The sequence below is a fragment of the Aureibaculum algae genome, from assembly GCF_006065315.1.
Taxonomy (GTDB): domain Bacteria; phylum Bacteroidota; class Bacteroidia; order Flavobacteriales; family Flavobacteriaceae; genus Aureibaculum; species Aureibaculum algae.
Map to the genome: position 1 here is coordinate 2312649 of NZ_CP040749.1, position 13705 is coordinate 2326353.

Sequence of the window (13705 nt, forward strand, 5' to 3'; positions counted from 1 at the left end):
GAGTATAGAGAACCCTGTAAGGGTGGTGTAACACATGGATATGTCTCTGTAACGAAGGACTTCGTCCCTCGTTATGGGTATATCATCCCTTCGGGGTTCTGATAAAAGAGAACTCAGCAGGGGTGGTGTAATTCTGTAAGTGATAACGATAATTACGATATATAACTAAAACAAATCCCCCTTCCAACGGAGGGGACTAGGGGGAGGTCATTGTATAGCGTCCCTTCAGGCTTTACTGAAATATTGATGGAAGTACTCCATACGCTATACACTAAAAACAATCCCCCTTCCTTCGGAGGGGGCTAGGGGGAGGTCTTAATTCCCCTTAACGCGTTGCCACAATTCCGCCACTAATTTTTTACCATCTAAGGTATCTTTCGGTACTTCTACAAAAGTGACTTCTTTATTGGCATCTACTTCCATTTTATATTGAAATACAAAATTCTCAGCATCGGGTTTCATACTTAATAGTCCAAAACGAAGATCGTTATAATACAAGTCGCCATTTTTCTTGGTTATGGTGAACCAACCTTGAGAAATATGGATCATTTCTTGCACCTTTTTATTATGGATTAATTCACCCAAAAACTCATGGTTTTTAGGATAGGCTTGAAAAGAAATGGGTTGGCTGTCAAAAAACGAATAATATCCAATTAAAAACGAAGTTGGAGTATTGACATTGGCCGTCCACAATACGGTATTAAACGGTGCCGGTTTGGTAGATACTTCGGTATATTCAATTTGTTGATTGTCTAACGCATTTTCAAATTTTTGATAGCTTACTAATTTTAAGAGTAAGGTCAATGCTAAGTACGAGGTACTAATGATCAGTCCCATTCTGTTGTAATAGCTTCTTTTTTCGGAAGTTCTGTTTTGAACCATCGCTAAAATCAAAAACACTAAAAAAGGAACGGTATATAAAGGATCAATTACAAAAATACTTTTAAATGCGAGTCGGATGTCTAAAGGCCAAAAGAGCTGTGTACCCCAAGTGGTATGAGCATCGAGTATCGGGTGTGTTACAAAAGCCCAGAAAAACAACCAAGACCAATTTCTGAAATTTTTATAGGGTTCATAGCGTGTCACCAGCCACGCCATTAGTGGGGCAAATAATATGGAAAACACAATGGAATGGGTAAAACCTCTATGATATCGTAATGCGGTAACGGTATCTGTAAAAAAGGACGATACAATATCTAGATCAGGAATGGTACCGGCTATGGCTCCATAAAGCATGGCTTTATTTCCGATTTTTTTTCCAAGTACGACCTCACCGATGGCAGCACCTAATACAATTTGAGTAAGAGAATCCATTAAATAGACAAAATAGGTTAAGCGTTAAATGTTTAGCGTTTTAAGGCTGCAAAAATCCACAAATAAATTTACAATTACGTTAATTATTTCTAAAATCGGATTTTATTTTAAATTAGAGAATTCTCATCATTTTCATTATTTTTTTGATAAGAGCATAATAAACGCAATATTTTAACGTTCTTCTTTAATAATCTCCCTGATTTATAAACTAACGATGCCTAAACTGTAATATGGGAGAACAATTTACAAGCTTACCTTTCAAAAGAATTTTTCTTCTTTTATTTTTCGTTACGTCCATTACACACAGTCAATTTTATCATGGTTTAGATGTGGGTGTCAATTCAACCAATACTGATTTTATGGTAGGTGAATCTGTTGAACCCAGCAGATCTACTGGATTTTGGGTAGGGTATGTAGCCGAAAGAGAATTAAACGATCGCATTTTTGTACGATTGGGCTTTACCTTTAACCGAAGGTCTTTTAAGGCCATTAGCCGAAGAGGCATCAACACTTCCAATGAAAATTGGGGAATTGATGTTATTGAGATTCCCATCAATTTAGGATACTACCTTAATTTTAATAGAAGAAACCTGCAATTTTTTGTAGATGCCGGACTTAACGTCGGATATCACAATAGAGCCATTACTAAAAATGATACAGAAACTGTTTTTTTAGATATTGGCGGTGATGCAGATGTAAAACGTTTGGGCTTTGGTGCGAATGCAAGTGTGGGAGTGCTCGTTAAAAAACGGGTAAAACTCCGATTGAATTATTACAATGGCTTAACCAATATTATGAATACAGATTCTGATACTTGGAAAAATAAAACCATAGGAATTTCTATCAATTATTTTTTACGAGAAAAGGAAGTGTATTAGGGAGAAGGGAAAGGAGTGATACATGCGAAGAGAAGAGAGCATAGATATTAAAAAACGAAATGGATTATATCATACTATACATACTAATAAAACTATTTAACTAAGTTATAAAAGGCAACTAAATGACAACTAGCTACTTATCATGTAATATATCCCCTTTAACGGCTTATGTTCCAAGCACAGAAAACCCATGGAATGCCGCAAATGTACGCCACTTGCACAACCGTTTAGGTTTTGGTATTCCGTTTGCTGACATTGCTAATGCGTTGATTCAGAGTCCATCGGCTTATGTCGATCAGATTATTGATGCCGCAATGGGATTGGCACCAACAGCTTCACCTGGTTGGGCACCGTTAGATCCTGCTGATTATGCAGCGAACGGATTTACCTACAGTGAAGATGAAAATGATAAGAATAAAGAAACGGCTCAGTATGCATTTATTAAAGAATTAATAGACAATGGTGTTCGTGGACGCTTAACTTTTTTTTGGCATAATATCATAGTGACCAGAATTAGTGAATATGATTTTGCAGGCTACGCCTTTCGATATTTTCTTGCCTTACAACGCCATAGTTTTGGCAATTTTAAAACTTTTATTCATGAAATTGGCTTAGATGAAGCCATGCTTAAATTTTTAAATAGTTTTGATAATGTAGTAGGCCATCCCAATGAAAATTATGCAAGAGAATTGTACGAACTTTTCACCTTAGGTGAAGGTAATGGCTATACCGAAGATGATATTGTAAATACCGCGAGAGCCTTAACAGGATATAATGAATATGAAAATGGTGAAAATTCTCGTATTATTTTTAATGTAGAAAAATTTGATGCAGAACCTAAAACTATATTTGGTCAAACCGGTAATTGGGGCTATGACGATGTAATTAATATTTTATTTGAGCAAAGAGCAGATCTCATTGCACGTTATATCTGTGAAAGAATCTATATCGATTTTGTGAGTCCTGAAGTAGATGAAGACATTCGGACCTTAATTATAAATCCACTCGCCGCACAGTTTGTTGCAAATGGTTTTGAAATAGCTCCTATTTTAAAAACCTTATTTAAGAGTGCTCATTTTTTTGATGCCAATGCTAAAAGTGTCATTATTAAAAGTCCATTAGATTTGATTGTTCAATTTATGACTTCTACAGGGCTTGATTATGGAGACTATGACATGAATAAGGAGTCTATAAAAAATATATCCTCTTGGCTTTTCGATCAGAATATTTTGAATCCACCCACCGTTGCGGGTTGGGATGGAGATAGAGACTGGTTAAACTCAGGTACTATTACCTTTAGAGCAGGTTATTTGATTGATGATGTATTGCAATGGGCATGGGAACAAGACCAAGAACAATTTAGAGAATTTGCGATAGATGTATCAAGTAATAGCAATGATGCAGATGTTGTAGCTACGGCCATTTTTGAAGCATTAATGAATGAAATTCCCTATACCATGGATGATTATACTGTGGGTGTAGATGTATTTAAAAGTAGAGTGCCTTCCAATTATTTCGATGACAATACTTGGACCTTAGGCTTTGAAACGGCCACGCTCCAAGTCCGCGATTTATTAGAGTATATCGTATCCTTACCAGATTATCAAATTAAATAGAACTTATGTGTACAGATAAAAATTTTCATGCCAGTTGTAAAACTGAAGATCATAAGAAATGGAACAGACGTTCTTTCCTACAAACCTTAGGGTTAGGTGGGGCAGGTGCTACCTTAATGGTAAACGGAATTCCGATGGCATATGGGCAACCAACAGCTTTAACAAAAGCCTTAGGAGAGTCAAGTAGTGATAGAGTATTGTTAATCATTAGATTGCAAGGTGGTAATGACGGATTAAATACCATTGTACCTATTTATGATTATGACAGTTATGCCAATCACAGACCGACGTTAAAGCACGAAATGGCTGATATTTATAAGTTAACGGAAGAATTTGGAGTGCCTAGTTATTTACAAGACTCCATGGAAGCCCTTTGGGAAGGTGGTTGTATGAAAGTGGTAAATGGTACAGGTTATGAAAATATGAACTTATCGCATTTTACAGGAACTGATAATTTCTCCAGAGGTACGGATGATGATTTGGTAGAAACGGGTGTCTATGGACGTTATTTTGAAGATTTATATCCTGATTTTTTATTGAATTTACCCAAAGCTCCTCCAGCCTTACAAATTGGTGGTATGGGTGATATTATGTTTAAAGGAACCGATGCTAATTATTCCTTTACCATTGCCAATACAGGTCAGTTAGAACGAATTGCTTCTGATGGTACCTTATACAATGTGGCTGATGTACCTGACTGTACCAAAGGTTCTCAATTAAAATATGTACGTGGTGTTTTAAATACTACGTTAAAATATTCAGAAGTAATAAAAGAGGCAGCGGCAACGCAAACCAATACGGTTGAATTTCCTGATACTAATTTAGGTAAATCACTGTCAATTATTTCTAAAACAGTTAAAGCGGGAATGGGTACTTGTGTATATATGGTAAACATAAATGGATTTGATACGCACGCCAATCAACCCGAAAAACATCAAGAATTATTGACAGATATTTCTGAATCGGTACAAGCATTTTATTTGGATTTAGAACCAAGTGGACGCGATCGTGATGTGTTAACGATGACCATGTCAGAATTTGGGCGACGTGTAAAACAAAATGGCTCTAACGGAACCGATCATGGTACGGCTGCACCAATGTTACTTTTTGGTCCCGCCTTAAATGGTAACGGATTTATCGGAGAACATCCAAGTTTAACCAATTTAACACGCGGTGGAAACTTAAATTATACACAAGATTTTATCAACGTTTATGGTACGGTAATGCAAGAATGGCTTTGTGTAGATTCTGCAGCTATCAATGAATCGATTCCACGACCTTATGTACCTTTAGATTTAGGATTTTCTTGTAGTAGTAAAGTGACCAATCACGATTATTTAATCAGAGAAAAGTTTCAACATACGGCGATATATGATCAAGATCAGGTCGCTATTCGTATTGAAAATAACGAAGAAGGTACGTATAAAATATCCCTATTTAATATCATAGGTCAACAAACAGGCGTGTTGTTTGAAGACCGTTTAGAGGCAGGACAACATGATATTTCTATTTCAGAAAAGTGGCCACATTTAGCCGCTGGTGTTTATATTTATAATATCAATAAAGACAATAAAAATTACAGTAAAAAAATAGTAATTTCTTAATTACACAGACTATTTGTTAATTAAAATTAAAACGCTTCCTAATTCGGTAATTTCCGAAAATAGGGAGCATTTTTTCAGTATTGGACTATCCTTAATTCCTTTTTTATCGTGTGTATTCCTACAAATCACAAGGTCTTAATTGTAAATATCCTTTTTAATTTACTTCATTATAGGTAAAAATCATTACTTTTAAAATCTACATTGTTTTAAAAAAACATGTCGCTTAAATTTATATGAATCATTTGAATGTCTATTTTTAACAGTAATGGGAGCTTAAAATAAATGCATTCTACCCAAAAAATTCAAATTTTATGAAAAAGAATAGGCTTTTATTTTATTGTTTTATGTTGGTCATGACTACAACGATGTTGACCGCTCAATCTAAAAAGGAATTAAAAATGCAAAAGAAATTAGCAGAGTATGCTAAAACAAAAATACTGGTTCAAAAGGGTCAGTTTGTTTTTAAAACATCATATATAGTTACCCAAAAAGGAGATCGGACCGAGGCGATAGGTGATGGTTTACTCATTGAAGATGATAAAGCTTATGCCAATTTTCCTTTTATTGGCAATATGAATAGAGGTACGTTAAAAGGATCAAATAATATTGAGTTCAACACTTCGGAAACAGATTTTGATATAGAATACAATGACAAGCGAAGAAAAATATTTGTAAAATTTGAAGCCAAAGATAAAAATGAGAGTTATAGTATCTATATAACCATTTTAGGCACCGGAAAAGCTACGGTTCAAATTTCTTCAAGTTCTAGGGGGATTATGAGTTATGAAGGTGAAATACAAAAAGTAGTCATTTAAGAAAACTATTTTTAGTTTATAAAAGAAGTAAATAAATTCAATGCTGTATTGATAAATGAAGTATTGCAAAACTATTGAGTTTAGCAAATAAAAAAACCATTACGAAAGTAATGGTTTTTTTATTTTGAGTTTTCTCGAATGTATTATAGAGATATTATTTATGGAATAATAAGTTTCAATTTCCCCATTTTTAGGGATTGACTACTGCAACCTTAGCATCTAATTTAGCCACTAATAATAGTAGAATAATCATTTTACTATCTACCCAATTTCTCTAAAACCGGGAAGCTGAAAACGGAATAGAGTAGGCTTAAAAAAAAGAAAAAGAGATCATGGTAAAATTAGATGACAAACAATTGATGCTTGCTAGGCAAGAGTTTCATTCTTTTGTAACTCTAGGTGAAAAAGCATTCACAAAATTGAAATTTAAAACAGATTTTAAATTTTTTAAGAGCAAAGGCAATAGTTCTTTTGAAGAATTAGGTTGTGTAGGTTATAATTCGACTTTTAAAGAATTAACCGCGACAATTAGAATTAAAAAAACAAATGGATATTCAGGTAATCTTTGTACAAATGGTTCTTTTGAATATGTTCGTTTTTATTTAGATTATGAAGATGGCAATGGCTGGCAAGATATGGGCTATACCGGATTTAATGTACACGATATTCCAACAGGAAAAGATTGTGATGGTAAAAATGAAAAACCAATCGATTATGTTGTTCGTTTAAAGATTAACCCTAAAAGATATTTTTGCACCAAAGAAAACCTACCAAAAGTGAGGGCTATTCTATCGTGGAATTCAATACCAACACCTAATGACCCCAATCAAAATGTAGGTACTTATACTTGGGGCGATGTAAAGGATGAATATATTCAAATTAGTCCTTTTAAATTTATATTTCCTGACTTCCCTAAATTAGATATTGGCTTTTTACTAGAAAAGGCAATTAGTAATCCATCAATTTCACTCAATCAAATTGCCCAAAATGAAATTGGTGGAATCGACTTTTTAAATAAAGCCATTAAAGAAATTACTCCTTCTCCCTCTAGCTTTAAAGAGCTGGCTATAAATTATAAAAAAAACAAAGTTGAACCTCATCGCTTTGGTTTTAGCTTGCTTCAAAAAGCAATTCAAACGAATGATTTAAAACTAAAACAAAATATTGCAGACATTTTTGAGGCTCAAAAATATCCTTTTTTAGACAGTTTGGTTAATTTTCATAAAATGAAATGTAATACAGATTATGAAGAACTTTATTGTGTGGGTGCAGACTATCATCAAGAAGCTTTGGTAGGTACTTTTAAAATTAAAAAGTCATCTGGTTATAGCGGAGGTTTGTGTAAAAAAGGCAGTAAGGAATATGTTTCTTTTTATATTCAGGAAGAAAATAGTTGCGACTGGAAACATGCAGGTACAAGCTTTGTAGAGGTACATGATTTAAACTCTATACCTAGTAACGGTTTATCATACGCTGTGACATTGCCTTATAATTTTTCTAAATTGAAAAAGAAATGTACAGATCCTCAAGTACTAAAAGTAAGGGCTGTCCTTTCATGGAATACACCACCAACAAGTATGAATTGTTCCCATTATGGAAATGTAGTAGAATCTTATATACAAATAAGTCCAACTACTTATTCAGGTGTAGGTCCTCATATGAAAATTGTTGGAGGTATTTATACTTCTCAAATAAATGCCTTAACAGGTTTGACCATTCCGGGTGCTTATTTTGCACAAGGCGTTCATCCCGTAAAGGACGATTGCCCTTTTGGTGGTTTAATTACCATTCAAGGTGATACATTTCCAGGTCAAAAATATAAAGTGAAGGTGACTAATTTGGTTAGTGGTATTAGTTATTATGTCAATGATGATGTAATACTTGATACATATAGTGCTTTTCCTGCTATAATAGCTAATAGTTCTTATGAATATACATATCCTCCTCACGCGTTTAATACGGGTAACTATATTGCTCAATTTAAGCCTGGAACTAACGATATGTTGCTAATAACAATTGAACATCTTGATGGAACCTTCGATAGTCAAGTAATTAAAATGGATAATTCAACTTTACATGCTACCATGACAATAGATGATAGTGGTAATTGTACACACTACACTAAAGGTGATACAATTCATGGTGAATATACTGTTGATGTTGATTATCTTGATAATTTTATATTAACAACGACTGTAGATAGCACTATTGGAACGAATACGATTGCGTATGGTTCAAATAATGTCAGTGGAATGGACTTTAGTATTATCACTGCTACAGATAAAAATTGTGGCAACATACATTTAAGAGCTTACGCAAAAACGATTTGGGATAGTAGAACGAACAATAGATATATTCCAGTAAATATCACAGTATGTTTAAAAGATTAAATCTTTTTCTCAAATTGGTAAAACAGCTTCTACCCCTAGGAGCTGTTTTATTTTTACAGATCAAAATCCCCAAAAATGGGGATTGATTACCACAATAGACTGGTTTATTTTTATAAAATAAAACTTAACTTTTTAATGAACTTAAAACTTTAAATATGGAACAAACTTTAGATTATGAAAAGACCTTAATGGCACATTTGTCTGATAGTAGATTAGATAAAACAGCATTGAAAAAATATTCTAAAATTATTGCAACATTACGTAAATATGATGTGATAATTGATAGAATATGGAAATACGGAATACCCTATCCTGACGGGGTAGTAGTGCGAGGTAGGCTAGGAGTAAAAGACCTTGCAAAGTTAAAAGATGTATTTAAAATTCCAGAAATATATGGTATTGAGATTTTCCCACTTGGAATTCCATTTCCTGACTTGTTAGATGTTCGATTTAAGTTGGGAGAACAATTTCAGAAATGATGACTTTAAATACAAAAAACTCCCCTTGTGAAAGGAAGACACGGAATGATAATTTTTTGGACGGATTCCGTGTCATCCATTTGCATCCCAATTTAAGTTGCAACCTAAGCTGTAAACATTGTTATTCAAGTTCTGCTCCGGGTTTAAAAAAGGAACTAGATTCTAATGAAATAATTGGTTTCTTAAAATATGCTTGGGAGTATGGTTTCAATGCACTTTCAGTATCAGGAGGTGAGCCATTTTTATATTCTAGTTTATCGGAAGTTTTGAAGGAAAGTAAAAATATTGGATATAAAAATCTTGTGGCATCTAACGGGATGCTTCTTAAAAGTGAAAGAGCAAAAAATATATTAAAGGATATTGATTTAATAGCTGTTAGTATTGATGGTGATGAGTTGCTACACGATGAAATTAGAAATTTTAAAGGTGCATACTCTAAAATGATAGAGGGGGTAGAAATTTTGAAGGAATTAGATATAGACTTTGGTTTTATTCATACCCTCACACCTAAGAGTTGGGATTTAATTTTATGGCTTTCAAAATTTGCAAAAAATAATGGAGCAAAATTGCTTCAGTTACATCCTCTTGAGCTTTATGGTAGAGCAAAAGTAGAGATGAACACCACTAAAGTTGATCAACAATTATTACATAAGGTATATATTCTAGGAAATTTTTTAAAAAGTAAATATTATCCAGAGTTGCTTTTTCAATTGGATTTTTTGCACCGTGATAACATGGTCGAACATCCGGAATCAGCAACTTACTTTGGCACCAACTTCAATCCTGATAAAACAAATTTATCACAGGCACTTAAAACGGTTGTAATTGATGAAAATGGGACTATTTTACCCATTTCATATGGTTTTTCTGATAAGTTTAACATTGGAAATATTAATGAAATTGCTCAAAATATTGATGTTTTTGACCGATTTATAAATGAGAAGTGGGAGTCATTATATCAACTTCTCGAAGACACTTATTTCTCAATAGTTAATGATAAAGAAAATGATCTTGTTGCATGGACGGAATTAATTGTTAAAAACAGCAATAGCCATATAAATATACCGATATAATAATCTTAACCTAATTGACACACTGAAGGCAGAATTGATAAATATTATAAATCAATTACTTTGGAAGCCCTTTTAATAAGTTGAGCCGTATTTTTAACTTTAAACTTTTCGATTAAATTTTTACGATGAGAGATAGCCGTATGGTTACTAATATAAAGTTTATCTGCTATTTGTTTAGAGGAAAACCCATCTCCAATTAATCCCAATACTTCCCTTTCTCTAGATGAAATTGGATAGGACTGTTCGCTATTGGATGGGTTAAATTTTATAAGTTCATTAGATTTAAAACAATGTTCTATTTTTTCTTTTTCTGAAATATCAAAAAGATAATTTACAAGGAGGGAATAATCTTTTAATTTGTACATGAATATTTCATGCTTTATAAAAATTCTTTTTTTAAAAACATTAGTGATATGATACCTAAGGTTTAATTTTTGATAAATATGGGGTGGGGTGATAAAGGCTTTTATTTTTTCCTTAACTACTTTTGATTCTTTAAAATCGATCAGCTCAAACCAAAACTCCCAACCTTGATCAAACAACTTAGGATAATTTTCACCAATAAACTTTTTTATTCCTTCATTACAACATAAAAATTGTTCGGTTTCAATGACATAGATACTAATCATTGAATTTTTCGAAGATTCATCTGCGTTGATAATTTTCGAAATTTTTGATATTAAAAAATTCCGAGTCAAATCAAAAACCTTATGTTTTCCAATTGGAATCATTTTTAGTCGGTTATGAATTAAATTTGGGAAGATTTTAAATGTGATAACTCCTATTATCAAATCAAAAATACAATTATATCTAGCCATTGTCAAGGGGGTATTTCCCCTTTTTACGAAAGGTGTTTTCCCCTTTTCTAATCAATAGTATATCTATTAGAAGTACTACTTATGGAATTTAAACTCATTGACTGGTAAAATTGTAGAATTTAGTGGGTTTTAAAAATGAGTCTATTGATGGTACTAAGCACTTTTATTTTAAAACCGCGATATATCCTTTGTTGTATGCATCACCTATTTGGTAGGTAAAGCCATGTTCTTTTAAACAACGTGTTACTCTGTTTTTCATACCTTGAGAATTACCAGTGATAATTTGTAGGGGTAAAAAACTCTGATTTAACAATACATAATCTTCTACCAATTCTTGTACGTCAGAATAGGTAACACCATGAAGGTCCAATGGAGGTTTTCTAAAGAATAATTTTTTCATTACAAATGGTATATAAGCGTCCTAAGGGAATCACAATTTATTTATGCTTGATTTAATGTTTTCATCAAGTTTTGATAATTGGTATTATTAGGATCTAGCTGAATCAATTTATTTATAATAGGGATGGCTTTTTTAACTTCTTTCTGGTTTACATACTGAAAAGCTAAGGCATATAGTAAATCTTCGTTATTGGGATAGATTGTAATGCCTTCTTTTAATGTTTTTTCAGCAGCTTTCAAATTATTTACTTTGCCATACATTAAACTCAGGTTATAGATCACACGGATATTATCTGGTAGTAAAGCATAGGCCTTTTCCATTTCAGCAATGGCATCGTCAATCCTATTTAGTTCAGCAAGCAATAAGCCTAAAGAATAATAGGTAATTCCGAACTCAGGTTCTTGTTTAATAACCTCTCTAAATGCTTTTTCGGCGTTGTTAGGCTCTCCTAAATTATAATAGATATTGGCTAAATTACTACGAACAATATTATTATTAGGATCAATTTCTAAGGCTTTTTCATAGCCTATTTTAGTGTTTTGTAAATCACCTTTCTTTTGGTAATAAGTTGCTTTTGTGGCTTGTCCACCACTAAAATCAGCATTTATTTTTAAATAGCTCTGAAATTCCTTACCTGCTTTTTTATAAGCATCGGCATAAGTTGCTGGTATATTTGTTTCAGGCACATCACCTAAGGCAAAATAGGCTTTTATTCGAATAGATCTTTTCGCATCTTTTAATAAGGGTAATAAATACGACATAAAATCCGTTGTATTCGATTGGCTTAATACATCAAGTGTAGCACCACGAACTAAGGGTGATTTGTCATTTAAAAACGCCATAAATTCATCAAAACGACTTTGTAAATTATAGTTTTGAAGAGCCTTTACTGCTGAAGCTCTTGCAATATCTGGCTGTTTTTCATTTTGAACTAAATCAAACAACCCTTCATGTGCATTGGGTATTCCAACAATTCCCGGAGCCAATTGATCTGAAAAATGGATACTATCTGGCTGTCCATATAATTTTTGAAAACCTTGCCACGCCCATTCATTTGTCTTATCCGTATGGCATTGCACACAGGCATTAGGCGTATCATATTTGATGCTTTGATCAGGTCTCGGTATTCTAAAACTATGATCGCGTCTGTAATCATTACCCATATACGTTCTACCCACCATATGACAATTGATACATTGTGTAGCGTCTTCAAATCCTTCATGCTTATGATGCGAAGCTACATTGTATTTTGTAGGTTCGTGGCATTGCATACAGAGTTTATTGCCGTCAAATTTTAATTTTAAGGAGTGTGAATTGTGACAATCTTTGCAAGAAACACCATTGTTATACATTTTACTTTGAACAAAGGAGGCATAAACATAATCTTCATCTAATATTTGACCATCAGCATTATACGTAGGAGCTTCTAATAATTGTGGAAAATAATGGTCAAGCATCGTGCCTTCATAATTAAAATTCTCTGAAACTTGTTCACGTCTCATATGGCATCTTGCACAGGCATCTACCAATTGGTGCGAAGAAATATTAGAAGTCATGTGTAAATTACTAGCAGCAGAATCGTAGTCATTACCCAACTCCTTAACTTGGTTAATATGATCTTTTCCCGGTCCATGACAGGCTTCACAGCTTACATTAATTACAGAATATTTGGTGTCGTATTTCTTAGTAGCTTCATCATAATTTTCTCTAACATTTGTAGAGTGACAATCAGCACACATATTGTTCCAGTTCAAACCACCTCTAGACCAATGTAGCCATTCAGAATGTACTACTTTAAAATCAGGATAAAGATCAAACCAGATTTCTTTCTCAGTGTCCCATGCCGTTCTTAAGGCTTGATAGGCTCCATCAGGAAATTGAACTAAATATTGTTGTAAGGGTTTTACACCAAAGGTATAAGCGACCTTATAATCGTGATTTAACCCGTCAGGCCCTTCTGTATTCGCATAGAATACGCTATCTTTTATAAAGAACGTAGAAGTTACGCCTTGACTTTTAAATACTTCTCCTTCAAATTTTGCCAAAACAGTTTCACGAGTTGGAAGTTCCATGGCTCTATCATGATCAGATCCTTTCCAGTCTTTAAATTGGTCTTGATGGCATTCCTTACACGATTCGCTACCTAAAAAATGTGCATCGGGTATCACTTTCGTTGAAATTCCGGTAGTTTCTTTGGTTTCTAGTTTTTTGTATTTTTCTTTTTTATCCCCACAGGCAGTCAATAATAGTGTAGTAAGTAGTAGAAAAAAAGTAATTATTTTCGGCATAAAATGTAATAACAAATGAGAGGATAAAGC

General features: G+C 33.3%; 11 protein-coding genes. 7 read left to right on the forward strand and 4 right to left on the reverse strand.

The window, feature by feature from the left end; translation table 11 throughout:
• Window positions 1–315: 315 nt before the first annotated feature.
• A complete protein-coding gene (locus FF125_RS09610) occupies window positions 316–1314 on the reverse strand; it encodes a metal-dependent hydrolase (protein ID WP_138949568.1) in 999 nt (332 codons plus the stop codon).
• A 230-nt stretch (window positions 1315–1544) separates the two neighbouring features.
• On the opposite strand from FF125_RS09610, the gene FF125_RS09615 reads away from it, so the two are divergent.
• From FF125_RS09615 to FF125_RS09645, 7 genes are all read left to right on the forward strand, one after another.
• Complete coding sequence (locus FF125_RS09615) at window positions 1545–2192, forward strand: porin family protein (RefSeq protein WP_138949569.1); 648 nt, start codon at window positions 1545–1547, stop codon at window positions 2190–2192.
• 122 nt (window positions 2193–2314) lie between these two features.
• Window positions 2315–3808 (forward strand): DUF1800 domain-containing protein, encoded by a 1494-nt coding sequence (locus FF125_RS09620; protein WP_138949570.1) that lies wholly within the window; start codon window positions 2315–2317, stop codon window positions 3806–3808.
• 5 nt (window positions 3809–3813) lie between these two features.
• Window positions 3814–5412, forward strand: coding sequence for a DUF1501 domain-containing protein (locus FF125_RS09625; protein ID WP_138949571.1), 1599 nt, complete (start codon window positions 3814–3816; stop codon window positions 5410–5412).
• 311 nt (window positions 5413–5723) lie between these two features.
• Complete coding sequence (locus FF125_RS09630; RefSeq protein ID WP_138949572.1) at window positions 5724–6227, forward strand: DUF4251 domain-containing protein; 504 nt, start codon at window positions 5724–5726, stop codon at window positions 6225–6227.
• Between the two features lie 332 nt (window positions 6228–6559).
• A complete protein-coding gene (locus tag FF125_RS09635) occupies window positions 6560–8617 on the forward strand; it encodes a hypothetical protein (RefSeq protein ID WP_138949573.1) in 2058 nt (685 codons plus the stop codon).
• Window positions 8618–8772: 155 nt separating this feature from the next.
• On the forward strand, window positions 8773–9096 hold the full coding sequence (locus FF125_RS09640; RefSeq protein ID WP_138949574.1) for a hypothetical protein: 324 nt from the start codon (window positions 8773–8775) through the stop codon (window positions 9094–9096).
• Complete coding sequence (locus tag FF125_RS09645) at window positions 9093–10169, forward strand: radical SAM protein (protein ID WP_138949575.1); 1077 nt, start codon at window positions 9093–9095, stop codon at window positions 10167–10169. The genes FF125_RS09640 and FF125_RS09645 overlap by 4 nt, the downstream gene beginning before the upstream one ends.
• 44 nt (window positions 10170–10213) lie before the next feature.
• On the opposite strand, the gene FF125_RS09650 is transcribed toward FF125_RS09645, so the two are convergent.
• From FF125_RS09650 to FF125_RS09660, 3 genes are all read right to left on the reverse strand, one after another.
• Entirely contained in the window at window positions 10214–10900 is a 687-nt protein-coding gene (locus tag FF125_RS09650; RefSeq protein ID WP_138949576.1) for a response regulator transcription factor, read from the reverse strand.
• A 250-nt stretch (window positions 10901–11150) separates the two neighbouring features.
• The gene (locus tag FF125_RS09655; protein ID WP_138949577.1) at window positions 11151–11387 is read right to left on the reverse strand and encodes a Smr/MutS family protein; all 237 of its coding nucleotides are present in this window, start codon (window positions 11385–11387) and stop codon (window positions 11151–11153) included.
• A 41-nt stretch (window positions 11388–11428) separates the two neighbouring features.
• Entirely contained in the window at window positions 11429–13675 is a 2247-nt protein-coding gene (locus FF125_RS09660; RefSeq protein ID WP_138949578.1) for a tetratricopeptide repeat protein, read from the reverse strand.
• Window positions 13676–13705: the final 30 nt, after the last annotated feature.